Source organism: Amycolatopsis sp. NBC_01286 (assembly GCF_035982555.1).
Classification (GTDB): Bacteria; Actinomycetota; Actinomycetes; order Mycobacteriales; family Pseudonocardiaceae; genus Amycolatopsis.
On sequence record NZ_CP108428.1, the window covers coordinates 10,352,811 to 10,376,441 of the forward strand.

21 protein-coding genes are annotated in these 23,631 nt (G+C 70.3%); 8 read left to right on the plus strand and 13 right to left on the minus strand.

What is annotated here, in order from left to right:
- Positions 1 to 41 precede the first annotated feature (41 nt).
- Both OG570_RS46670 and OG570_RS46675 read left to right on the plus strand, forming a co-directional pair.
- Positions 42 to 1,163 carry a sensor histidine kinase gene (locus OG570_RS46670; protein WP_326947520.1) on the plus strand — a complete coding sequence of 374 codons (1,122 nt, stop codon included), beginning with the start codon at positions 42 to 44 and terminating at the stop codon, positions 1,161 to 1,163.
- Positions 1,160 to 1,801, plus strand: a complete 642-nt coding sequence (locus tag OG570_RS46675) for a response regulator transcription factor (protein WP_326954942.1) — start codon at positions 1,160 to 1,162, stop codon at positions 1,799 to 1,801. The genes OG570_RS46670 and OG570_RS46675 overlap by 4 nt, the downstream gene beginning before the upstream one ends.
- A gap of 10 nt (positions 1,802 to 1,811) precedes the next feature.
- Here OG570_RS46675 and OG570_RS46680 read toward each other — a convergent pair whose 3' ends face one another.
- Positions 1,812 to 3,611 (minus strand): Xaa-Pro dipeptidyl-peptidase, encoded by a 1,800-nt coding sequence (locus OG570_RS46680; RefSeq protein WP_326954943.1) that lies wholly within the window; start codon positions 3,609 to 3,611, stop codon positions 1,812 to 1,814.
- 84 nt (positions 3,612 to 3,695) lie between these two features.
- On the opposite strand from OG570_RS46680, the gene OG570_RS46685 reads away from it, so the two are divergent.
- Positions 3,696 to 5,258: a DUF4139 domain-containing protein gene (locus OG570_RS46685; protein ID WP_326954944.1), complete on the plus strand. Its 1,563-nt coding sequence runs from the start codon at positions 3,696 to 3,698 to the stop codon at positions 5,256 to 5,258.
- Positions 5,259 to 5,273: 15 nt separating this feature from the next.
- Here OG570_RS46685 and OG570_RS46690 read toward each other — a convergent pair whose 3' ends face one another.
- A complete protein-coding gene (locus OG570_RS46690; RefSeq protein ID WP_326954945.1) occupies positions 5,274 to 5,957 on the minus strand; it encodes a hypothetical protein in 684 nt (227 codons plus the stop codon).
- 214 nt (positions 5,958 to 6,171) lie between these two features.
- Between OG570_RS46690 and OG570_RS46695 the strand changes: the two genes are divergently transcribed.
- A complete protein-coding gene (locus OG570_RS46695) occupies positions 6,172 to 9,729 on the plus strand; it encodes a toll/interleukin-1 receptor domain-containing protein (protein WP_326954946.1) in 3,558 nt (1,185 codons plus the stop codon).
- Positions 9,730 to 9,774: 45 nt separating this feature from the next.
- Here the strand turns inward: OG570_RS46695 and OG570_RS46700 are convergent, their stop codons facing one another.
- The 3 genes from OG570_RS46700 to pdxR all read right to left on the minus strand — a co-directional run bounded on the left by OG570_RS46700 (position 9,775) and on the right by pdxR (position 12,164).
- Positions 9,775 to 10,206, minus strand: coding sequence for a CBS domain-containing protein (locus OG570_RS46700; RefSeq protein WP_247063162.1), 432 nt, complete (start codon positions 10,204 to 10,206; stop codon positions 9,775 to 9,777).
- A gap of 102 nt (positions 10,207 to 10,308) precedes the next feature.
- Positions 10,309 to 10,755: a hypothetical protein gene (locus OG570_RS46705; protein WP_326954947.1), complete on the minus strand. Its 447-nt coding sequence runs from the start codon at positions 10,753 to 10,755 to the stop codon at positions 10,309 to 10,311.
- Positions 10,752 to 12,164, minus strand: coding sequence for a MocR-like pyridoxine biosynthesis transcription factor PdxR (gene pdxR, locus OG570_RS46710; RefSeq protein ID WP_326954948.1), 1,413 nt, complete (start codon positions 12,162 to 12,164; stop codon positions 10,752 to 10,754). The genes OG570_RS46705 and pdxR overlap by 4 nt, the downstream gene beginning before the upstream one ends.
- Positions 12,165 to 12,247: 83 nt before the next feature.
- On the opposite strand from pdxR, the gene OG570_RS46715 reads away from it, so the two are divergent.
- Positions 12,248 to 12,820, plus strand: coding sequence for a TIGR03086 family metal-binding protein (locus OG570_RS46715; RefSeq protein ID WP_326954949.1), 573 nt, complete (start codon positions 12,248 to 12,250; stop codon positions 12,818 to 12,820).
- Here OG570_RS46715 and OG570_RS46720 read toward each other — a convergent pair.
- On the minus strand, positions 12,813 to 13,826 hold the full coding sequence (locus tag OG570_RS46720; protein ID WP_326954950.1) for a neutral zinc metallopeptidase: 1,014 nt from the start codon (positions 13,824 to 13,826) through the stop codon (positions 12,813 to 12,815). The genes OG570_RS46715 and OG570_RS46720 overlap by 8 nt on opposite strands.
- Before the next feature lie 112 nt (positions 13,827 to 13,938).
- Here OG570_RS46720 and OG570_RS46725 point away from each other — a divergent pair, with 112 nt between their 5' ends.
- Positions 13,939 to 15,954 carry a prolyl oligopeptidase family serine peptidase gene (locus OG570_RS46725; protein ID WP_326954951.1) on the plus strand — a complete coding sequence of 672 codons (2,016 nt, stop codon included), beginning with the start codon at positions 13,939 to 13,941 and terminating at the stop codon, positions 15,952 to 15,954.
- 83 nt (positions 15,955 to 16,037) lie between these two features.
- Here the strand turns inward: OG570_RS46725 and OG570_RS46730 are convergent, their stop codons facing one another.
- The gene (locus tag OG570_RS46730; RefSeq protein ID WP_326954952.1) at positions 16,038 to 16,358 is read right to left on the minus strand and encodes a DMT family transporter; all 321 of its coding nucleotides are present in this window, start codon (positions 16,356 to 16,358) and stop codon (positions 16,038 to 16,040) included.
- On the minus strand, positions 16,358 to 16,969 hold the full coding sequence (locus OG570_RS46735; protein WP_326954953.1) for an FMN-dependent NADH-azoreductase: 612 nt from the start codon (positions 16,967 to 16,969) through the stop codon (positions 16,358 to 16,360). Before OG570_RS46735 ends, OG570_RS46730 begins: the two co-directional genes overlap by 1 nt.
- A 76-nt stretch (positions 16,970 to 17,045) precedes the next feature.
- On the opposite strand from OG570_RS46735, the gene OG570_RS46740 reads away from it, so the two are divergent.
- Positions 17,046 to 17,594, plus strand: coding sequence for a TetR/AcrR family transcriptional regulator (locus OG570_RS46740; protein WP_326954954.1), 549 nt, complete (start codon positions 17,046 to 17,048; stop codon positions 17,592 to 17,594).
- On the opposite strand, the gene OG570_RS46745 is transcribed toward OG570_RS46740, so the two are convergent.
- Entirely contained in the window at positions 17,591 to 18,328 is a 738-nt protein-coding gene (locus tag OG570_RS46745) for a ferritin-like domain-containing protein (RefSeq protein WP_326954955.1), read from the minus strand. The two genes, OG570_RS46740 and OG570_RS46745, sit on opposite strands and share 4 nt — an antisense overlap.
- A 90-nt stretch (positions 18,329 to 18,418) precedes the next feature.
- On the opposite strand from OG570_RS46745, the gene OG570_RS46750 reads away from it, so the two are divergent.
- Positions 18,419 to 18,808, plus strand: coding sequence for a VOC family protein (locus OG570_RS46750; RefSeq protein ID WP_326954956.1), 390 nt, complete (start codon positions 18,419 to 18,421; stop codon positions 18,806 to 18,808).
- On the opposite strand, the gene OG570_RS46755 is transcribed toward OG570_RS46750, so the two are convergent.
- The 4 genes from OG570_RS46755 to OG570_RS46770 all read right to left on the minus strand — a co-directional run bounded on the left by OG570_RS46755 (position 18,805) and on the right by OG570_RS46770 (position 23,482).
- The gene (locus OG570_RS46755; protein WP_326954957.1) at positions 18,805 to 19,326 is read right to left on the minus strand and encodes a hypothetical protein; all 522 of its coding nucleotides are present in this window, start codon (positions 19,324 to 19,326) and stop codon (positions 18,805 to 18,807) included. The two genes, OG570_RS46750 and OG570_RS46755, sit on opposite strands and share 4 nt — an antisense overlap.
- A 40-nt stretch (positions 19,327 to 19,366) precedes the next feature.
- On the minus strand, positions 19,367 to 22,174 hold the full coding sequence (locus OG570_RS46760) for a vitamin B12-dependent ribonucleotide reductase (RefSeq protein WP_326947502.1): 2,808 nt from the start codon (positions 22,172 to 22,174) through the stop codon (positions 19,367 to 19,369).
- A gap of 30 nt (positions 22,175 to 22,204) precedes the next feature.
- Positions 22,205 to 22,699: a transcriptional regulator NrdR gene (gene nrdR / locus OG570_RS46765; RefSeq protein WP_247063145.1), complete on the minus strand. Its 495-nt coding sequence runs from the start codon at positions 22,697 to 22,699 to the stop codon at positions 22,205 to 22,207.
- Between the two features lie 309 nt (positions 22,700 to 23,008).
- Positions 23,009 to 23,482, minus strand: a complete 474-nt coding sequence (locus OG570_RS46770; RefSeq protein ID WP_326954958.1) for a LysM peptidoglycan-binding domain-containing protein — start codon at positions 23,480 to 23,482, stop codon at positions 23,009 to 23,011.
- Positions 23,483 to 23,631 lie beyond the last annotated feature (149 nt).

The window sequence follows — 23,631 nt, forward strand, 5'->3', positions numbered from 1 at the left end:
GGTACATTTTCCGTACAAGCACCCCGCGGAGGACAGCGACGATGACCACCCGATGGGCCCGGTTCCACCGGATCCCCCAGGTCCAGGACTGGCTGCGCTGGGGGTTCATCGTGGTGCCGATGTTCGCCGCGATGCCGCAGGCGGACCTGCTCTCGTGGATCCTCATCGGGATCACCCTGGCCCTGTCGATCCCCCTGCTCTGGCTCTACACCGACGGCCGCCCGTTCCTGCCCGCGGCGCTGATGGTCACCGTGGTCGCCACGTCCGGCGCGCTCTGGGTGACCGTGCCGAACAGCTTCGCCTCGATCACGATGTTCAGCACCACGTTCTTCATCGTGCTCCGGCAGCCGGTCGTCCCGATCGTGGTGTCCCTCCTGTTCGACCTCGGTGCGATCACGGTCTGGGCCGCGGTGCACGACGCCTGGCGCGGCGCCCTGCCGACCTACACGATCGTGGCCGTGATCATCCTGCTCGGGCTGAACCGGCGGACCCGGCTCGCCAAGATCGAGCAGACCGAACTGGCCCTGGCCCGTGCGCAGACAGCGACCGAGGAGCACGCGCGCGCCGCCGCGCTCGCCGAACGCGCCCGCATCGCCCGTGAGCTGCACGACGTCCTGGCGCACTCGCTGGCCGGGCTCTCGCTGAACCTGCAGGGCGCCCGCCTGATGCTGGTGCGCGACAACGCGAGCCCGGACGCCGTCGCGCAGATCGAACGCGCCCAGAAACTGGCGTCCGAAGGCCTCGCCGAGGCCCGGAAGGCGGTCGCCGCGCTGCGCGAGGACGCCGTCCCGGTCGAACGGACCATCGCGGACCTGCTGACCGCGTACCGGCTCGACAGCGGGGCTCGCGCGGACCTGCGCATCGACGGCGAACCGCGCGAACTGGACCCGGCGGTGGGCACCGCGCTGGTCCGCGCGGTCCAGGAGGCCCTGGCCAACACGCGCAAGCACGCGGCGAAGGCGGACGTCGACGTGCGCTTGGACTACTCCGGCGCCGAGGTGGCGCTGACCGTGGCCGACCGGCAGGGCAGGCGGCCGCCGGACGCGCCGGCGGCAGGTTACGGTTTGCGCGGGATGAGTGAACGGGTCGCGCTGCTCGACGGGCGGTTCGAGAGCGGGCCGGGGGAGGACGGATGGCGGATTCACCTGACGGTGCCGGCGTGAGCTTGCGCGTCGTGCTCGCCGACGACCAGGCGGTGGTGCGGGAAGGCCTGGTGACGCTGCTCGGGCTGCTGCCGGGCGTCGAGGTGGTCGGCGCGGCTGCCGACGGGCTCGCCGCGCTGGACCTGGTCGCCGAGCACAAACCGGACGTGCTGCTGGTGGACCTGCGGATGCCGCGCTGCGATGGCGTCGAGACCACCGAGCGCGTCCGCGCCGAGCACCCGGGCACCGAGGTCGTCGTGCTCACCACCTACGCCGACGACGAGTCGCTGCTGGCCGCGTTGCGCGCCGGGGCCCGCGGGTTCCTCACCAAGGACGCCGACGCCGAGGCGATCGCCCGCGCCCTGCGCTCGGCCGCCGACGGCCAGTCCACAGTGGACGGCGAGCTGCAGCGCCGGCTGGTCGAGGCGGCCACGCGCAGTGCACCCGCGCGGGTGAAGGAGATCGAAGGGCTGACCGCCCGCGAGATCGAGGTGCTGCGGCTGATCGCGGCGGGCCTGTCGAACACGGAGATCGCGCGGACGCTCGTGGTGAGCGAAGCGACCGTGAAGACCCACGTGAACCACCTGTTCACCAAGGCGGGGTTGCGCGACCGCGCCCAGGCCGTGGCGTTCGCCTACCGCGCGGGCATCGCCGACTGATCCCCCGGCTTCAGCCGAACGCGGCTCGCAGTGCCGGCTTGCCGCCCGTGACCGGGAGTGTCACCGTCGTCTTCGTCAGGTCCAGCGCCAGGCCCGCGCCCGGCTTGGGCCGCAGTGTGTAGTCGTGGTCGCTGGAGGCCAGCAGGAACTCCAGCCGGTGCCCGGTGGCCAGGATGTAGTCCTTCGGCATCAGCTCGACGCCGACGCGGTAGCCCTGCCCCGGCGTGATCGGCTCGGTGACGGCCGGGTCGGTGCGGTTCTGCGGATCGGTCCAGCCGCGGCTGATCACGTGGGACGTGCCGTCGGGGGCGCGGTCCAGCAGGATCGCCGAGACGTTCGCGGCGGGCCGGTCGAACGACAGCGCGAGGTCGGCCCGCGCCGTGCCGGAGAGGCGCACCGGCTGCTTCGCCGCGGAAGTCGCGTACAGCAGGCGGTTTCCGGACGACGTCGCGGCCGCCAGGTGCTCGATCGTCTTGCTCGCGTCGTCGGCTAGGGTCTCGACGGTCGCCTTGCCCGGCACCGGGGTGCGGGTGTCGATGGTGCCCTTCGACCGGCCGCCGGGCCACGGGTAGACACGCACGTCGGACGTCCCGGGCGCCGGCCAGTCGGCTTCGTCGGCCCACGACAGGTCTTCGCGCTGGATGGTCGCCTTCGGCTCGTTCTGGATGCCGTTGTCGACGCCGTAGAGGTAGTGCGACATCCACTTGTTGAGCGTCGCGAGCCAGACGTCGCGGCGCAGCGAGTACGGGTCGGCGTGGCCGGACTGGTGCAGCCATATCTTGTGCTCGACGCCGTGCGCCTTCAGCGCTTCGTACCACTCGGCGACCTGGTCGGTCTTGACGTTCCAGTCGTTGAGGCCGTGCACCGCGAGCACCGACGCGTGCACCTTGGCGACGTCGTTGCGGTAGTTGCGGACGTCCCAGAACGGCGTGTAGTCGCCGGTCACCCGGTCCTGGTCGCGGGTCAGCCCGTCGATGACGGAACGGCAGACCTGCCGGTCGGCGCGGGTGTAGACGTACTCGGCGAGCACGTCGGCGTCCTCACCCTGGTAACCGCCGGCGGCGACGACCGCGCCGTCGTTGCGGTAGTACTGGTACCAGCTGGAGATCGCGGCGATCGGCACGATCGTCTCGAGGCCTGCGACGCCGGTGCTCGCGACGGCGTTGGGCAGCGTCCCGTTGTAGGACACGCCCATCATGCCGGTCTTGCCGGTGCTCCAGTCGGCCTTCGCCGCGACGCCGGCGGCGTCCTTGGCGGGCGTGCGGCCGTTGAGCCAGTCGACGACCGAGCGGGCGCCGATGGTCTCGTTGACGTCGCCGGTCGTCGGGCAGCCGGTCGAGAGGCCGCTGCCGAGCGATTCGCCGTACACCACGGCGAAGCCGCGCGCGGTGAAGTAGTCCTGGTAGCGCCAGGTGATCGGGGCGGCCGGGCCGACGCCGTGCGCGGCGACGCGCGGGCCTTCGGCTTCGCGGGCGTACCCGGGCGCGGACAGCTCGACGTCGACGTCGTGGTTCGCGACGTCGTTGCCGCCCGCGTAGTACGGGCTGGCCTGGTAGACGACCGGGACTTTCAAACCCTGCAGCGTCGCGCGCGGGCGCACCACCTGGGCGTGCACGAGGTCGTCGGCGCCGTCGTGGTCGCTGTCGACCGGCGCGGTGACCCAGACGTCCTCGCGGATCACGTCGGCCGGGTCGAACACCGGCTGCGCCTGGCCGCCGGTGAACACCGGGGCGGGCGGTGCGGCGGCCTCGGCGGCGACCGCGGTCAACGGCAGCGCGAGCACGGCGGCGACCAGGATTGCGGCTTTCACTTAACCCCCCAAGCCGGGCGAAGCGGACGGTTCACCACACTTCCGTCCGGCCCGATCCGGCGTCAAGAGACTAACGTCGGAGGCATGCCGACCGTCGAAGCACCGATCGCCGCCGTGACCGTCTACCCGCAGCAGGCCAGGATCACCCGCCGGGGCAAGGCGCCCCTCGACGGCGGCTCGCGCCTGACGTTCGCCGGGCTGCCGCTGTCACTCGACCCGGGCTCGGTCCGCGTCACCGGCACCGGGCCGGCGCTGATCACCGGCGTCGACGTCCGCGCCGAGCGGCACGCTTCGCCGGCCGACGCCGCGCTGCGGGCCCTGACCGAGCAGCGGCGCGCGGACCAGGCCACGCTCGACGGCGTCATCGACGACGAAGCGGCCGAAGCGATGAAGGTGGATCTGCTGACGTCGCTCGCGAAGCGCAGCGGCGGAAGCTTCGCGAAGGCGTTGGCCGCCGGCACGGCCGAGCCGTCCCGCGTCGGCGAAGTGACCGACGCGCTGAGCGAGCGGCTCGCCGCGGCGTTGAAGTCACGGCGGCAGCTGTCCGACCGGATCACGAAGCTGCGCGACGACCTCGCCGCGCTCGACCGCCGGATCGGCGAGCACAGCGTCCAGTCCGAACAGGACAGTACGTCGGTGGTCGTGGAGCTGGAGATCTCGGACGCGGCGGGCTCGGCGGACCTGGAACTGTCCTATGTGGTCCCCGGCGCGAGCTGGGAACCGGGCTACGACATCCGCGTCCGCGGCGCCGAGGTCAACTTGACGTCGTACGGCTTGGTCAGCCAGTACACGGGCGAGGACTGGCCGGAGTGCGAGCTGGCGCTGTCGACCGCGCGGCCGGCGGTCTCGGTGGTCGTGCCGGAACTGCAGCCGTGGTACCTCGACCGCCGCGTCCCCCCGCCCCCGACCCCCGCGGCGGCGTACGGCGGCTCGGGCGGCGGCGTCCCGGAGGGCGCGCGGATGGCCCGCTTCGCGGCGTCGGCCCCGGCACCGGCGATGGCGCCGAAGTTCGCGGCGGTCGAGCAGGGCACGACGGCCGTCACCTACCGCCCGTCACGCCCGGTCGAGGTGCCCTCGGGCGCGCAGGGTCACCGCACGACGCTGGCCCAGCTGGACCTCACGGCGTCGCTCGGCTACGTCACGGCGCCGGTGCTGGCGCAGGAGGCGTACCTGCGGGCGGTCGTCGTCAACACGTCGGAGCACGCGCTGCGCCCGGGCCGGGCATCGGTGTTCCACGACGCGGAGTTCGTCGGGACGACCCAGCTGGAGCCCTGGGCGCCGGGCGAAGAGCTGGAGCTGGCCTTGGGCGTCGACGACCGGATCCGGGTGGAGCGCGAGCTGTCGCGCCGCACGGCGTCGAAGGCGACGCTGTCGGGCCAGAAGCGCCGCGAGGCGGAGTACCGGATTTCGGTGGCCAACCACGGTCCGCGCCCGGCGGAGGTGACGGTGCTGGACCAGGCCCCGGTGTCGCGGGACGACACGATCACGGTCCGGGACATCAAGACGTCGCCGGAGCCGGTGGAGAGGTCGGAGCTGGGCGAGTTCACGTGGAAGCTGACGGTGGAGCCGGGGGCGACGCAGGTGGTGACGCTGTCGTACCGGGTGGACGTGGCGAAGGGCGTGGAACTGTCGGGCTGGCGGGAGTGATCGCGTCTTGCGCTGCTAGCGCGGGAATCGGTGAACCGACCAGTTCCCAGTACGCTGGATGTACTCGATCAGCTTGCGCTCTGCATAGCGTCGCGCCACTACCGCTTTCCCTGGCTCGAAACCGAGCTCTCTGGCCACGACCGGCAGCGCGAGACCTTCGAAGTGTGTCCGGGCGATGAGTTCCGCTTCGGCGCGAGTCAGGAAGTGGTGAGCCACGGCGTCGGCAAGCACAAGATCGACGTGTCCGGCCGGTGACGATAGAGGCACCGCTCTGACTGCGGGCACGGCTCCATAGCCGGAACCACGTCCGATCGGAGAATGGGTCGCCCTGGCCCGCGTCACGCGCTTGAGGTGGGCGAGCAGCCGAGGCATGTCGGGATCGACGCCGCGCAGCGCCTCTAGGAAGCCGAGGAAGAGGTCACCAAGTACGTCTTCGGAATCTGCTCCGGTCTCGTCGACGAACTGCCGAGCCATGAAAGAAAGCTCCGGAGCCACCATGGCCACGGCAACCGGCAACCAGAGCTGGGGCTTCGACTGAGCCAACCGGACGACGTCGGCCCAGATTGCCGCCTTCGCCTCCGGGGGTGTCGTTGTCAACCGAGCCAGTTCGACGAGTTCGGACATCGACAGGGGCCGGTCCGGCAACTCCTCGGCGAGCGACCAGCCCTCGACGCGTACGTCCGACGTGGAAATGGCCACAAGACATCGACGCTGGATTTCACGTAGAGCCTGAGATGAGGATTTCAACCTCATAGCGAACTCCTCCGAGGCCGGTGGACATACTCTGGCCAGGCTGCCGCGAGTGACCGGACTGCGGCAGGCGTTTCCCGTTGCCTACTCGCTCGTAAAGTAGCGGATGCATGGCCGTTTCCTGGACCATGAGCCGATCGATTGACTTCTGGAAGGAAACTGGATGAGCGTGTTCCGAGGATCCGTCTTCGTGAACTATCGAGTCGGCGACGAAGCGGCGTTCGCGGCTGCGCTGGCAGAGCAACTGAAGGACAGGTTCGGGCGGTCCGAGGTCTTCCACGTTTCTCAGGAAGCTGCAGCCGGAAGCCCGTTCGCCCAGGAAATCGAAGACGCGATCGCCCAGTGCGCGGTCTTGATCGTGGTCATCGGGGAACGCTGGCTCAGCCGGGCCAATCGCCGGAAGCTACGTCAGCCAGGCGACTGGGTTCGCCGGGAAATCCGGCTCGCGCTCAACGCGGGAAAACGTGTCGTCCCACTCCTCGTCGACGCCTCCGTGCCTCGGCGCAGCTGCCTCCCCGCCGATATCCGCGGACTACTAGACCACCAGTACCGCCCGGTATTCCGGCGTAGCTCACCCCAGGATCTCGATCGCGTCGTGAAGGAGCTGATCGGCACTGTTCCCGAACTAGGCACCATTGTTCTTCCGGGCACCGAGGACCTCACTGCGTACTGGGAGGTGTGGTCCCGGCACACCGACCCGGTTCTTCCGGCCGGCGTTCTGCTGGCTGGAAGAACCGTTGAGGCCGACACTGTCCGAAAACTGGCGATCGGCCCCGCCGTCGCCTCGGTGATCCAAGGCGAGTCGGAAGACCTTGCCTTGGCTTTCATTGCCGCTGTCTTCGCCGACGGCAAACCGGACGGTCTGCGGACGATCCTCGTGCACAACGCGGAGGCCTGGGCCCGATGCGTCGCCATTGACATACCTTGCATCCTGGTTCCACGCCAGGAGGACCCCGACATCGACGCGGCGCTCGCTCGAGGTCACCGTGTTCTGCTACCGACCGGACATGGTCGTCTACCGGGCTCGGACCCGGTGCGGCTATCCCCTCTCCGACAGGATGAAGTGCGCGCGGCGTTCGAAGCAGCGGGGACGACGTCCGCGTTCGCGCAGTCCTGTGCCTCGGTGATCAGCCGTTCGGTGTCCGAGTTCCGGAGCAGGTACTCGAACCACCGGCTCGCTTCGGAGGCGAGTCCGCTGCCTGACACGGACCGCGATGTTCTGTCCAACGCTGTGAATCAAGGCCCGCTAAGACATCTCGGGATCGACCAGGACAGCGCCGCCGCTGACGCGAAGGTCAAGGCGGATCCCGCCTGGGCTGCCGCCGAGTACGGCAAAGTGGCCGACGCCCTGACCGCCGCTGGCTTCGGCGTCCATGCCCATGACGTGCGGTCGAAGCAGGCCCAGGCCCTGTTTCAGGCCGGTCTCCTCGACGCGAGCGCAGCAGTTCGCATCGACCTCATGTGGAAGTCGATGAACGAAGCCGGGGACACGACCGAGAGCTTCTCGATCTTCGAGGAAGCAAAGACGAAACACACTGACGGCTGCAAGTACGGTCGAGCCCTTGCCGCTGTCCGCGCCGCGGAAGGCGTGCTCACCGGGCTCGCAGGCGTCGGTGACCACTTCGCAGCTCCTTTCGACACGTTGCAGCACGGAGATCCGCACTTGCTCGACGCGGCTGTTTTCCTGGCGGAACACGCGATCGCAGAAGACGAGACCGAGGTGGTCGAGCAGCGTCTCGAACGGCTGGCTGCCTTGGCCCTTCTGCTTCCTCTTCGAGGATCACGTGAGGAAGGCTTGGTGGCACGGCTGGGCATGTGCGTCGCCGACGTGACCGGAGAATGGGCCGAACTGTACAACCGGGCAGACCAGTTCGGCCCGGAGCATCGAGCGTGGATCCTCGCCCGGCAAGCGCGCTCTCTGTCGTTCACCGACGACTTCGCCGGAGCAATCCGCGCCTACCAGAACGCGATCACCCGAGCGCTCACCGAGAAGATGAACGACGAAGCGGCCGACTGGCTCTATGCAGTACGAGAGCTGCGTGTGCGCGGTGGCACGCTTCTGACGACCGACGCGGAACACTCCTTTGCGCGGCACTTGCGGAACGGCACCTGGTCACGCCGTCTGCCCGGCAGCCCTACTCTCGAAGAACGAGCACTGCGAAGCGTCCAGGAGGGGACGGGCGGCCGGCGAGCGGTCAGGCTTCTTACGCAATGGCGTTGGAAGGCCACGGTCCGAGCCGACCTCGTCGGCGAAAACGAGACATCCTTAACTCTCGGCTCGGTGCTTCAGAAGAACGACGAACCTCTCGCCGCGCTGCGGGAACTGGTCCGCGCAGAGGCCGGAGGGTCAGCTTCCCGGGCTGCCGCAGACCTAGCAGACGCGACGTTGAACTGGCCTGCCGACGTAGTGGGAAAGACCGCCGGGCAGCTCGCGGCCGCGCTCGAGATCGCCACGATGGCGGGCGACCTTCTCGGTGATGAAGACGCGGCTGGTTGGCTCGCGGTCGCGCTCGACCTGGTCGAAGGAGGAGGGCCACGCCGTACATTCTTCAGTCGCCTGGACGTGCGCGGGACGAAGGTGCTCGTGGCGCTTTGCCCGCGGCTGACGGAGTCTCAAGCGCGGCGCGTCTTGACCGCGACAGAACCCTGGCTGCCTCGCGACGATAAGACGGGTCGGCAGACCGACTCCGATCACGCCCGGCTGTTGATCGGTATCGCCGAACGGCATCCGGAGCTGGCCGACTTGGCTGTGCAGCAGTTGCTCGGAGGCGCCGTCTTCAACGAAGATTTCGGTGGAAAGGCACTGTGTTTCGGGCTGCCGGTACTAGAGCAGCATCGGGTTCGAGTCGAGGCCGTCCTGCGAGCTCCAGGCGAGGCGGGAAACCGCTGGGCCCAATCCATCCTGGCCAGGATCGGCGCGGCCTCCGAGAAGATCCGCGAGCAGGTGGCTGCGGCGGCGCGGGCGACGATCGATCGTGAGCGTCCGCAGCCAGGTGTCCTGTCGATTTGGGGCTATAACACGTGGTTGGTGGCTACTTCGGATCTGCTCAGCAACGAACTCAGGGCCGAACTCATGTCGGCGTTGGTACGCCGGGCGCTCGACGCCGACGAAGGAACCGCCAATCGGCGGGACACGCTGGAGGAACTCGCCGGCATCGCATCGGACTTGTCGCCCGAAGAACGCAAGCGCGCGTTCGACGCGGTGCTTCCGCTCATGGGTGACGACCAGCCGGTGAGCGGGCACGATCTCTTGATGGCGGGGATGCGGCACCCCCTGAGTTCCATGCGGGTCGACATGGGTCCGAACATCATCGCCGACGCAGCCGTGCACGCGTGCGCGTGTCTGGCCACCGCGGAAGAAGAACGAATAGTGGTCCGGCGGCAAGCGATCCGGCTGCTCGCTCGGCCGGATGAGATCGAAGTCAGAAAAATCGTGCGGACGCTGCTGGTCGTAGGGTCGTCTGCGGACGACTTGCCGCCCGATCTCTTGGCTACCCATGCGGACGAAAACGTCCGGGCGTTGGCCGCTGTGCTGTGGGCTCAAGCGCCGGCCGAGTCGGAGCCTGGGTTGTCACTCGCTCGTGATCCCGCACGGGTCGTACGGGCCAACTTGGCCGCTGCCCTTACCGACCTGCCGGAACACGGACAGATCAGGGAAATCCTTGCCGCGGATCCTCGCCTCAGCATTCGCGAGCAGATCGGCAACGCACAACTGCCATGACCAGCGTCCGTGGCCGACGAGCCCATTGTCGGCCACGGACCACCGTCAGCCCTGGGAGATGTAGGCCTCCAGCTGCTCCTGGCTCTTCTCCAGCTCTTCCATCCGGTTCTTCACCACGTCGCCGATGGAGATGATTCCGGCCAGGCGGCCGTTGTCCAGGACCGGGACGTGGCGGATGCGGCGCTCGGTCATCAGGATCGACAGCTGGTCCACCGAGTCGTCCGGGCCGCAGCTGGCGACCAACGTCGTCATGATGTCGGCTACCGGGCCGTCCAGGAGGGTGGGGCCGTGGTCGTTGAGGCGGCGGACGACGTCGCGTTCGGAGACGATGCCGGCGATCGACCCGTCCGGTGCTACGACCACCATCGCACCGACGTTCTTGTCCGCCAGTCCGGCCAGCAGCGTGGTCACCGTGGTTTCCGGAGTGACCGTGGCCACGGCCGTCCCCTTCTTGCGCAGCAGATCCGCAATCCGCATGGCGATCCTTCCCGTCGGTGAACTGGGTCACAACAGGTTAGGGCCCGGCAGCACTGCGCGAAAGTCCGGCAAACGGGGCGTATCCGTGGTATTCGAACCGATTCAGCCGAGACGTTCGGCCAAGCCGTCCAGTGCGAGGCGGATTCCGGCGGCGTAGTCGTCGTCGCAGAGGGCGTCCAGGCGGGTTCGCGCCAGGTCCAGCTGCTCGCGGGCGGCCGCCAGGTCACCCAGCTTGCGGTAGTCCTCACCCAGGTTGAGGTGCAGCGACGGGTAGAACCCGCGCACGGCCAGCGACGAGTGGTACTCCTGCGCCCGCGAGTCGGTCAGCGAGTCCGCCGCGGCCAGCGCGCGCAGGTCCCACTCGAGCTCCTCGGCCGGGTCGTCGCAGACGTCGGCCATGTGGTGGGCGAGCGCGACGCGGTGCAGCGGGTCGCCGTCCGGGCCGACCGACGCCCACAACTGCGTGAAGGTCGCGTACGCGCCCGCGCGGTCGCCGCCCATGTGCTGCCGCAGACCGGCGTCGATCGCCACCATCACGTCGTCGGTCATGCCGTTCCTCCATCGGCGAGTGAGCGCAGCCGGGCCAGTCCCGGCTCGATCCGCTCGGCCGCGACCGCACCGTAACCGAACACGAGCCCGTGCCGCCGCTCGCCCACACCGAAGTCGCCCAGCGAATACAGCCGGACGCCGTGGTGCCGGGCGCGCCGGACCCACGAGCGCGTGTCGAAGACGGAGGCCGCGCTCAGGTGCAGGCCCGCGGTCGACGGCAGCGGCGTGAGGAGGTCGGCGAAGTCCCGGACCAGCAGCCTCGACAGCAGCTCGTGCCGGTCGCGGTAGACCTTGCGCATCCGGCGGACGTGCCGGGCGAAGCCGCCTTCGGCCATGAACGCCGCCAGCGCGGCCTGCTCGACGTTGGGCGCGTGCCAGTCCGTCAGGTACCGGGCCTTCACGAGCGCGGGCACCAGTGCCGGCGGCGCGATGAGGAACCCGAGGCGTAACGCCGGCGAAAGCACCTTCGAGAACGAGCCGACGTACACCACGCGGCCACGGGAATCCAAGCTGTGCAACGGTTCCAGCGGCCGTCCGGTGTAGCGGAACTCGGTGTCGTAGTCGTCCTCGACGAGCACGGCGTCGTTGCGCTCGGCCCAGTCGAGCAGCTCGAGCCGGCGGTCCAGTGACATCGACAGGCCCAGCGGGTACTGGTGCGACGGCGTCACGTAGACCAGCCGCGTCCCGGCCGGGATGGCGGCCACGACGATGCCGGAATCGTCCACCGGCACCGGTGCGACGCGCACGCCGCGCGACTCGAGCACCAGCCGCGGCGGCGGGTACCCGGGGTCCTCGACGGCCGCCAGGTCGCCGAGCCGCAGCAGCACCCGCGCGACCAGGTCCGTCGTCTGCTGCGCGCCCGCGGTGACGACGACCTGCTCGGCGCTCGCCCGCACGTCCCGCGACACCCCGGCGTGCCGGGCGATCTCGGCGCGCAGTCCGGCGTGGCCCTGCGGGTCGCCGTAGGTCATCAGGTCCGCCTGGCCGGCGCGCAGCCGCTGCGTGACGAGCCGGCGCCAGGTGTCGAACGGGAACCGCGTCAGGTCCGGGACGCCCGGGCGGAAGTCGAACTCCGGCGCCGGGGCGAACGGCGCGGGCGGCGACGGCACGGCGTCCCACTCCGGCAGCGGCCGCACGCCGGAGACGTGGGACGGCTCGGGGCGCGCCGCCGGGGCCGCCGTGACGAACGTGCCCGCGCCGACCCGCCCGGCCAGGAACCCCTCGGCGGTGAGCCGGTCGTAGGCCGCGCTGACCGTCGTGCGGGAGACGGCGAGCCGCTGGGCCAGCTCGCGCGTCGGCGGCAGGGCTTCGCCGGGCCGGATCCGGCCGTCGAGGATCGCCGCGCGCAGCTGCCGGTAGATCGCGTCGCGGTGGCCGCGGGTCCCGGTCAGGTCGATGTGGACGTCCACCGGGCCGATCCTAGATCGGCCCACAAAGGTTGGGACGGATTTGGCACTGTCCGTGGTCCGCTTCCGCTCCTAGCGTCGGGCCCATGGACTTCCGCGAACTCGACCGCCGCACCCTGCTCGTCCTCGACAAGATCGTCGCCGCGGCCACGCCCGCCGACCTCGCCCGGCCGACCCCGTGCGCGGGCTGGACGCTGGCCGACCTGCTCCGCCACCAGGTCGGCGAGAACCACGCCTTCGCGACGGCGGCGCGCGACGGCTCGGCGCCGGACTGGGACGCCGGCGACCTCGGCGACGACCCGTACGCCGCGTACCGGGCGTCCGTCGACGACTACCTCGACGCCGTCGCCGACGACGACGTGCTGACCCGCGAGCTCGCCGTCAACACCTTCGGCACGTTCCCCGGCCCGATCGCCACACTGATGCACCTGGTCGACACCGTCGCGCACGGCTGGGACCTCGCCCGCGCGCTCGGCCTCCCCTACGAGCCGGACGCCGACGCCGTGTCGGCCGCGTTGCGGATGGCCGAGCGCATCCCCGACGAAGGCCGCGAGAAGAACGGCTCGTTCGCGCACAGCGTCAACGTGCCGGCGGACGCGAGCGACCTGGACCGGTTCCTGGCGCTGCTGGGCCGCGACCCCGCTTGGCGCGTCAGCTGACCTCGGTGACCGGCGCGCCCCACGTGTCGCACGACTTCGTGGTCTTGCCGTCGTACCCGGCCTTCGCCCAGGACAGCTGGTGCGCGCGCGAGCCGTGGGTGTCGCTGTCGTCTGCGCGGCCGTAGTCGGCGACGGCGGCGTTGGCCAGCGATCGGCTGATCGAGCCCGTGCCGGCGACCGCGGCGAGGAACAGCGAGCCGAAGCAGTTCGCCTGCAGCTCGATCCGGCGGACGACCTCCTTGTCGGCCGGGCTGTCCTCGTCCGGTGAGGTCATCTTGTCGGCCGCGGCGGACAGGATGCCGCTCTCACGCTGCACGTGGTGGCCGTACTCGTGGGCGATCGTCGCGATGTGGCGGGCCTTGTTGAGCCCGGCGTCCGACAGCATCCAGTCGGTCGGGGCGTAGATCGTGGTGTCGCCGCCGCAGTAGTACGCGACGGCTTCGTTCTCCGACGGCGCCGCGCCGCACGCGCTGTGCTCGGGCAGCACCACCGACACCTTCGCGGTCAGCGTCGGCTCGTTGGCCTTCGCCAGTGCGGGGCGCCACGACTGTTCGAGGCAGCCGGCCAGCGCGTCGTAGTACGCCTTGAGCTGCTCGGCGGCCCGGCCGAGGGCGGGCAGCGCGCATTGCGCCGGCCCGGGCGTGATGCCGGCGGCGAGCAGCGGGTTGGTGGACAGCTCCGGCACGGACTTCGGTGGCTTGCCGTCGGACGTGCCGCCGTACGCGCGGCCGGTGTCGACGCCCTCGGCGACGAGCGCGTGGCCGTCGACGCGGTGCGGGAAAGTGGCGGCGACCAGCGAGAAAGCGAGAACGATCACCAGGACCCCGCCGACGGCGCCCCACAGCCGGCTGCGCGGCGGCGCGATCGGGACGGGGGGTGCGGTCGCCCAGCCGGGTGACGCCCAGGGGTTGGGTTCCGGCGCCCACGCCGGTTCCGGAGGCCGCGCCGCCGGTGCCGGTGACGGCGGTGGCGGCCCGGGCGGACCGGCCCTTTCGGCCTCGTTCACGTTCTCCCCCTGCTCGGTGCGCCCAGCATATCGACCGCCGAAGAGGCCGGGATCACGAATCGAAAACGCCGTCCGGTGGCCAGCGGGCCCGTGATCGGGCGAGACTGTCGGCATGAGTGTCGAGGATCCCCACCTGTGGCTGGAAGACGTGACCGGCGAGGAAGCGCTGGACTGGGTGCGCGCCCGCAACGGCGAAACACTGGCCGAGCTGACCGAGGCCGCCCGGTTCGCCGAGCTGCGCGACGAGCTGCGCGAGGTGCTCGACGCCGACGACCGGATCCCGTACGTGCGCCGCCGCGGTGAGCTCCTCTACAACTTCTGGCAGGACGCGAGCCACCCCCGCGGCCTGTGGCGGCGGACGACGCTGGAGTCCTACCGGCGAGCCGAACCGGAGTGGGAGCTGCTGCTCGACGTCGACGCGCTGGCCGAGGCCGAGGGCGAGAACTGGGTCTGGCAGGGTGCGACCGTGCTGCGGCCTGGTTACCGCCGCGGCCTGGTCGAGCTGTCGCGCGGCGGCGCCGACGCCACGGTCGTGCGCGAGTTCGACCTCGACGCGCACGAGTTCGTCGAGGGCGGCTTCACGCTGCCGGAGGCCAAGACGCGCATCGGCTGGATCGACGAGGACCGCGTCTACGTCGGCACCGACTTCGGCCCGGACTCGCTGACCAGCTCCGGCTACCCGCGGCTGAGCAAGGAGTGGCGCCGCGGCACGCCGATCGAGGCCGCGACGACGGTCTACGAGGGCAAGGCCGATGACGTCTCGATCGGCGCGTCCCACGACCCGACCGAGGGCTTCGAGCGCGACTTCGTCAGCCGCGCCATCGACTTCTACCGCTCGGAGCTGTTCCTGCGGACGCCCGACGGCCTGGTCAAGATCGACGTCCCGGACGACGCGAGCGCGTCCCTGCACCGCGAATGGCTGCTGGTCCGGCCGCGGACGGCGTGGACCGTCGGCGGCACCGAGCACCCGGCAGGCTCCCTGATCGCGATCCTGTTCGACGCCTTCATGGGCGGCGAGCGGACCTTCACGACGCTCTTCACGCCGGACGCGCACACCTCGCTCGACTACTGGGCCTGGACGCGCAACCACCTGCTGCTCGGCCTGCTGCGCGACGTCCGGTCCGAGCTGCGCACGCTCACGCCGGGCCCGGACGGCTGGGCGGAGGAGCCGCTTTCGGGTGGCCCGGAGTTCGGCAGCGCGGACATCTTCGACACCGATCCCGACGTCAGCGACGAATACCTGATCAATTCCAGCGGTTTCCTCCAGCCGTCGACGCTGAGCTACGGCCATGTCGGCGAAGAAGTCGAGGTGCTGAAGCAGGCTCCGGCGTTCTTCGACGCTTCGGAGATGAGCGTCGCGCAGTACTTCGCGACGTCCGAAGACGCCACGAAGATCCCCTACTTCGTCGTCCGGCCCTCCGGTGCCGAAGGCGGCCCGACGCTGCTGACCGGCTACGGCGGCTTCGAGGTCTCGCTGACGCCGTCCTACAGCGGGATGATCGGCCGCGGCTGGCTCGCGCGCGGCGGCACGTACGTCGTCGCGAACATCCGCGGCGGCGGCGAGTACGGGCCGAGCTGGCACACGCAGGCGATCAAAGCCGAGCGGCACCGGGTGTACGAGGACTTCGCCGCCGTCGCCGCGGACCTCGCCGAGCGCGGCATCACGACGCCGGAGCGGCTCGGCATCCAGGGCGGCAGCAACGGCGGCCTGCTGATGGGCGTCATGCTGACGCGTTACCCGGAGCGGTTCGGCGCGATCGTCAGCCAGGTGCCGCTGCTGGACATGCGCCGCTACCACCTGCTGCTGGCCGGCGCGTCGTGGATGGCCGAGTACGGCGACCCGGACGAGGCGGCGGAGTGGGAGTTCATCTCGAAGTACTCGCCGTACCAGAACGTCCACAGTGGAGTGTCCTATCCGCCGTCGCTGTTCGTGACGTCCACGCGCGACGACCGCGTGCACCCCGCCCACGCCCGCAAGATGGTGGCGCGGATGCGTGAGCAGGGGCACGACGTCCGCTACCACGAGAACATCGAAGGCGGCCACGGCGCCGCGGCGGACAACGAGCAGCTGGCGTTCAAGTGGGCGCTGGTCTTCGAGTTCCTGTGGGAGCAGCTCACGAAGTACTGAGCCGTTGGTTACTAATCCGACCACAGTCACGGCCGGATGGCTTTCGAGGCAACGGTTGCCTGCCGCTCGGGAGCCGGCCTACTTTAGGTCGGATTAGTAACGCGCGCGAGCACGACGCCGCCGACGATCAGGGCCAGCGCGGCCACCCGGCCGAGGCTCAGCGGGTCCTTGGTCACGACGACGCCGAGCACGATCGCGCCGACGGCGCCGATCCCGGTGAACACCGCGTAGGCGGTGTCCACCGGGACGGTGTCCATCGCGCACGAAAGCAGGTAGACGGCGGCGGCGCAGAGCACGAGGCACAGCAGCGTCGGCCACGGCTTCGTGAAGTTCTCCGTCGGCTTGATGCTCTGCGACCAGGCGATTTCGACGAGCCCGGCGCAGACCAGCGTCACCCAGCCCATCAGATGCCCTCCAGAGCCTGGCCATGGGACGCCACCCGGTCGGCTTCGCGCGCGGCGAGGTGCGGGTCGACCAGGGCGTTGGTCAGTTCGGCGTGCACGAAGCGGACGTCGTCGACGTCGTAGTGCCCGGCGATGAAGTCCCGCAGGTAGGCCTCGTGGTGGTCGAACGGCGCGCGCGGCGTGCCCGGCGCGTACGTCCCGCCGCGCGCCCCGGCGACGACGAACGCCTTGCCCCGCAACGACATCCGCGGGAACGTCACCTGGTCGATCCACGTCTTGAGCGCGGCCGGGATCGAGAAGTTGTACATCGGCGCGCCGATGAGGACGACGTCGGCTTCGAGCAGCTCGGCCAGCAGCGGCTCGACGACCGCCCAGGCGCACTTCTGCTCCGGCGTCTCGACGACGTCGGCGTAGTGCGCGGGGTCGGTGATCCCCGCGGTCAGGAGCGCGTCGCAGATCTCGGTCCAGGCCTCGCCGATCACCGGTACCGGGTCGGCGGCGAGGTCGCGGTGGGTGCGCGTGCCGGCCCAGGTTGCGGCGTAGCGCGCGGTCAGCTCGCGCGAGAACGACGTGCGGCGGGCGCTGGAGTCGAGGTGCAGCAGGTGGGTCACGGTTCCTCCTCAAGTGGACGCGGTGTCCACTTGAGCTAACTGGACGCTCCGTCCGGATATTCCCTAGGCTGGTGCCATGCCCGAACGCGCCGACGCCGCCCGCAACCGCGCGAAGGTCTTGGCGGCCGCGGAGGAGCTGTTCGCCGCCCACGGCCCGGCGAACGTCACGATGGAGGACATCGCCCGCACGGCCGGCGTCGGCCGGGGCACGCTCTACCGCCGTTACCCGGACCGCGCGGCGATCGCGGTGGCCCTGCTGGACGAGCACGAACGCCGGCTGCAGGAGTCACTGCTGCGCGGCGCTCCCCCGCTGGGCCCGGGCGCACCCCCGGCCGAGCGGCTGGCGGCGTTCTACGCGGCGATGGTCGACCTGCTGACCCGCCACGCGCACCTGGTACTGGGCACGGAGGTGGGCCATTCCCGCTTCAAGACGGGCGCGTACGGCTTCTGGCACACGCACGTCCGCGTCCTGGCGGTCGCCGCGGGCGCCCCGGACCCCGGCGTCCTGGCCGACGTCCTCCTCGCGCCGCTGGCACCGGAGCTGTTCCTGCACCAGACCGGCCAAGGCGTGCCGCCGGAGCGGATCACGGCGTCACTGCAGGCCCTCGCGGCCCGGGCGTTCTAAAAGAGCCCACGCGGCCTGGCCCGCTTCGGGACGTGACGCGGCTTCGGTTCTTCACCGCGAATCCGCGCGAGAGCGGCTTCGAAAGCGACGAGCACGTCGGCGACGAAGACGAGCCGCCCGACGCCGAGCCGGCGCAGCGCACGCCCGTGATCGGCGGCGACGGTGATCGTCACGCCCAGCAGGAGCAGCCGCCAGGCGCCGAAGACCAGGGCGCGGGCCGGCCGGCCGAGCGTCGCGAAGCCGATCCGGAGCCGGTGGCAGTGGAAGGGCACGTGCCGCTCCTCGTCGGCGAGGATCAGGCCCGCGACCCGCGTGACGAGCGGGTCGGCGGTGCCGTCGCGCAGGGCGCGGTAGTACCGCAGCGCGACGACCTCGGCGATGAGCAGCACCATCAGTTCGAGCCGCAGCCCGAGCGCCCGCCGCAGTCGCACAAAAACGGCGTCGGACCAGTGGCTCGCGATGGTCGGCACCCCGGCGGCCCGCAGCAGTTTCTCGAGCATCCGCGCGTGGTTCTGCTCCTCGGCCACGAACAACCTGACCGCGGCCGCGTAGTCGTCGTCCCCGGCTTTCGCGATGAGGTTGGCGCCGTCGCCGGCTTCGCCGACCTGGAACCGCTGAATGCTCCGCGCGACGTCGGGATGCAGTTGCGCACCCCGGCCCCAGGGCGGATCGTCCCGCAGCCGCCGGCGTTCGGCCTCGGTTTCGAAGTCCCGGAGCCAGTGTGCGTAGGTCATCGCGCCGATGATGCCGGACACTCGTGGACACCGTGGGCGGCTTCGGTGGGGATCCGGTGTGGATGTCACGCTCGGCCTATCATCGGCAGGATGCCGAGCACCCCGCGGTTCGAAGCCCGCATTCCGACGCAAGACTTGGCCCGCGCGCGGCGGTGGTACGCCGAGAAGCTCGGCCTCGAACCGGCCGAGGAGCGGCCCGGCGGCCTGCGATACGAGAGCGAGTCCGGCGTCTTCTGCCTCTACACCTCGGCCGGGCGGTCCGACGGCTCGTTCACGCAGCTGGGTTTCTACGTCGACGACGTCGACGCGGCGGTCGCCGACCTGCGCGGCCGGGGGGTCGTGTTCGAGGAGTACGACGGCTGCGTCGACGGGATCATGGACATCGACGGCAACTACCCGAGCAAGGGCCGGGGCGAGCGGGCCGCGTGGTTCCGCGACAGCGAGGGCAACATGCTCGGCATCGCGGAGATCGTGCCCTAGCCCGGCACGCCGAGCACCACGGCCGGGGTCCAGAAGAACACCTTCGGGTCCCCGAGCCCCGACGCCGTCAGCCAGCGGGCGGCTTCTCGGGCGTCCGTCTCCGCCTCGATCAAGCCGTTGGCGGCCGGGCGGATGCCGGTCGCCGTGTGGACGTCGTCGACCAGGCCGCCCAGGCAGGCCCAGGAATGCCAGGTTCCGTCGTCGAACCCGATCGGCTCGAAGCCGAGGATCTGCCTGCTCGGCACCGGGAGCCGGTGGCACAGGCGGTCCGGCAGGCCCCCGCTCCCCCGCACCCAGCCCGCCGCGGCCAGGTCGGCCAGCAGGGGCTGGACGTGCTCCACGGGGACGCCGACGGTGAGCACCGTTTCACCGCGGGCCGCCGCGGCCGCGAAGTCGCCGAACCAGTCGTCCCCGCCCGGCTCGGCCGGGACGAGGTCGACGAGGCAGTCGCTCACCGACAGCCGGTCCGCTCCGGCAGCGACCGCGGCGTGGCCCGCGAACACGTAGTCGTCGATCACGACTCCAGTGTCCCGGGCCACGCAACGGGAAAACGGCAGATCAGCTGCAACCGGAGGTCGCGCCGCAGCCTTCGCAGGCGTAGCACGAGCCTGCCGGGCGCATCTTCGTTCCGCACGTCATGCACAGCGGGGCGTCCGCGGCCTTGCCGAGGCGGAGCTCCATCAGCTCCGTCGTGGTCTGGGCTTCGCGGTGCGGGTGCGCGCTTTCCTCGGTGTGCGGCTCCGGCGAGGAGTCCACTGTGGACTGCAGGGCGCCGAGGTCCACGTTGCCGCCGTAGCCGGCTTCGACCTCGGCCGAACGCTCGTCCGCGGACAGGATGCCCAGCTGCGACCGCTTGTCGGCCGGCAGGTAGTCCAGCGCCAGCCTCCGGAACAGGTAGTCCAGCACGCTGGTGGCGATCCGGATGTCCGGGTCGTCGGTCATGCCGGCCGGCTCGAAGCGCAGGTTGCAGAACTTCGAGACGTAGAACTCCAGTGGGATGCCGTACTGCAGGCCCACCGAGATCGACATCGAGAACGCGTCCATCACGCCGGCCAGCGTCGAACCCTGCTTGCCGAGCTTGACGAAGATCTCACCGAGGCCGTCGTCCGGGTACGAACCCGCCGTCAGGTAGCCCTCCGCGCCGCCGACGGTGAACGACACCGTCTGGCTCGGGCGCTTCTTCGGCAGGCGCTTGCGCACCGGCCGGTACTCGACGACCTTCTCCGGCTCCGCCGCGACCTTGTCCTTCTTCGCCGTCGACAGCGGCTGACCGACCTTGCAGTTGTCGCGGTAGATGGCCAGCGCCTTGAGCCCGAGCTTCCAGCCCTGGAAGTAGATCTCCTCGACCTCTTCCACCGTCGCCGTCTCCGGCATGTTGACGGTCTTCGAGATCGCGCCGGACAGGAACGGCTGCACCGCGGCCATCATCCGGACGTGCCCGATCGGCGCGATCGAGCGCTCGCCGACCGCGCAGTCGAACACCTCGTAGTGCTCCGGCCGCAGCCCCGGCGCGTCGACGACGTGGCCGTTCTGCGCCACGAACTCGACGATCGCCTCGACCTGCTCGGCCTGGTAGCCGAGCGCCTCCAGCGCGCGCGGCACGGTCTGGTTGACGATCTGCATCGAGCCGCCGCCGACGAGCTTCTTGAACTTCACCAGCGAGAAGTCCGGCTCGATCCCGGTGGTGTCGCAGTCCATCATGAAGCCGATGGTGCCGGTGGGCGCGAGCACCGAGGCCTGCGCGTTGCGCCAGCCGTGCTTGGTGCCGATGTCGATGCCGCGCTTCCACTCCTCGGTCGCCAGCGCGCGGACCGCGCCGTCGTTCGCGTGGTAGGTGCGGACGAGCTCGTTCGCCGCGGCGTGCTTGCGCATGACGCGCTGGTGCGCCTCGGCGTTGCGGGCGTACCCCTCGTACGCGCCGACGGCCTGGGCCAGCTCCGCCGAGCGCCGGTAGGAGACGCCGGTCATCAGCGACGTGATCGCGGCGGCGAGCGCGCGGCCGCCGTCGGAGTCGTACGCGTGGCCCAGCGCCATCAGCAGCGCGCCGAGGTTGGCGTAGCCGATGCCGAGCTGGCGGAACTTCCGCGTGGTGTCGGCGATCGGCTCGGTCGGGAAGTCCGCGAAGCAGATCGAGACGTCCATCGCGGTGATCACGAACTCCACCGCGCGGGCGAACAGCGGCGCGTCGAACGTGCCCTCAGGCGTGACGAACTTGAGCAGGTTCAGCGAAGCCAGGTTGCAGCTGGAGTTGTCGAGGTGCATGTACTCGCTGCACGGGTTGGACGCGGTGATGCGGCCGGACTCCGGGCAGGTGTGCCAGTCGTTGATCGTGCCGTCGTACTGGATGCCGGGGTCGGCGCACTCCCACGCGGCCTGCGCCACGGTCCGGAACAGCTTCTTCGCGTCCGTGCGGGCGATCTCCTCGCCGGTGAGCCGGGCGCGCAGCGCGAAGTCCGTGTTGTTCTCGACCGCCTGCATGAACTCGTCGGACACGCGGACCGAGTTGTTCGCGTTCTGGTACTGCACCGAGGAGATGTCCGCGCCGGAGAGGTCCATGTCGAACCCGGCGTCGCGCAGGACCTTGATCTTCTCCTCTTCGCGCGCCTTGGTCTGGATGAACTCCTCGATGTCCGGGTGGTCGACGTCGAGCACGACCATCTTCGCCGCGCGCCGGGTGGCACCGCCGGACTTGATGGTGCCCGCGGAGGCGTCGGCGCCGCGCATGAACGAGACCGGGCCCGAGGCGGTGCCGCCGGAAGTGAGCAGTTCCTTCGAGGAGCGGATGCGCGAGAGGTTCAGCCCGGCGCCGGAGCCGCCCTTGAAGATCAGGCCCTCTTCGCGGTACCAGTTGAGGATCGACTCCATCGTGTCGTCGACGGCGAGGATGAAACACGCCGAGACCTGCTGCTTCGATGCCGTGCCGACGTTGAACCAGACCGGGGAGTTGAAGCTGAAGACCTGGTGCAGCAGCATCCAGGTGAGCTCGTGCTCGAAGATCTCGAGGTCGCGCGGCGTGGCGAAGTAACCGTGGTCGCGCGCGCCCTTGACGTAGCTGCGCACGACGCGGTCGATGAGCTGCTTGAGGCTGCGCTCGCGCTGCGGGCTGCCGACGGCGCCGCGGAAGTACTTGCTGGTGACGATGTTCGTGGCGTTGACCGACCAGGACTCGGGGAACTCCACGCCGCGCTGCTCGAAGTTGACCGAGCCGTCACGCCAGTTGGTCATGACGACGTCCCGTTGTTCCCAGGTGACCTGGTCGTACGGGTGCTCGCCCTCGGTGGTGAAGACGCGCTTCACGCTCAGCCCGGCGGCCTTGCTCTTCTTGCCGGTGGCCGCCCCGGCCCCGGTCCCCACGGTCTCGGTCATGGTCGAACCCTCACTCCCGCAGCGGGACGGTCAATCGCCGTCGTCGCGCTGATCGCTCTCCTTCGGCGCAGCAGCATCCGCGATGGCCTCACGCAGGTCGGCGATCTCCTTCTCGAAGTCCTCGACCGAGGAGAACGAGCGGTAGACGCTGGCGAACCGGAGGTAGGCGACCCCGTCGAGCTCACGCAGCGGGCCCAGGATGGCCAGGCCGACCTCGTGACTCGGGATCTCGGCCAGCCCGGCGGAGCGGATCGACTCCTCCACGCGCTGCGCGAGCTGCTGCAGCGCGTCGTCGTCGACCGGCCTGCCCTGGCAGGCGCGCCGGACCCCGCTGACCACCTTGTCCCGGTTGAACTGCTCGGTGACCCCGGAACGCTTCACGACGGCGAGCACCATCGTCTCCGACGTCGTGAACCGCCTCCCGCAGGACGCGCACGAGCGCCGCCTGCGGATCGCCTGGCCTTCATCCACCTCTCGGGAGTCGACGACCCGAGAGTCCGCATGCCGGCAGAACGGGCACCTCATCCGCCGATCACCTTCCCCTCCGCGCCGGCCGCCCCGGTCGACGTCCAGGCCGCCACGCGCGGCCGTGCTGCGACCCCCGGGCACCCCTGCACCCTGGTGATCGACTTGTGGACATCCGGTGGGTAAGAGCCGGTCAACTGTGGACAACTGCTGTCCAGTCTACCCCAACCTGTGGACCAACTACAGCGGTGTAACTACTACATATAGCGGCAGAGAGTAGGACTCGGGAGGTGCGTGCGCAAGCGGCGCGACCGGGCGGGAACCCGCCCGGGTGAGAGTGGTTGACGGCCACGACAACCCGGCGCCGAATCAGGGAGCGGGCACGGCCGCCGGGTCGGCGACCGGGACCGTGAGCGCCAGCCCGGGCACCAGAACGGGCTGGTCCAGGCGATTGAGCTCTTCGATCCGGGCGACAACCGCGCCAGAGTCGCTGTCCGGCGCGAATCGGGCCGCCAGCGCGGACAGCGTGTCGCCCTGCTCGACCGACACCGTGGCGGTGGACTCGGGCACCGGAGCACTCGCGCCACCGCCGCCCAGAAGACCCAATCCGGTGACCACGAGGCAGCTCGCGCCGGCGAGCGCGACGAGCCACGGCCACCGCACCGGCACCCGCCGCGGCGCCGCGCAGGGCGCGCCGGCGGGACGACGGCCCGCCACGACCCGCGCGCGTGTCGGCGGGCGTTGCACCTCACCGCGCCGTCCGCGCAGCACGCGCACAGGACGGGGTTGCGCCGGAGCCGGGGTCGCCGGGCGAGCCGGACCGCGTTCGGCCAGAATGGACATCCGAACCTCCTCTGAACCCTGGTGTCCGCCTGATCCCGGAACCGGCTGCGATTCGTGGATCAAGGTCGAACAGACGTTCTATCGAACGTCAGTGCGAAGGTCTACCACCTACCACCGACAAAATCGAGCGGACACGGCGTGTCGATCGA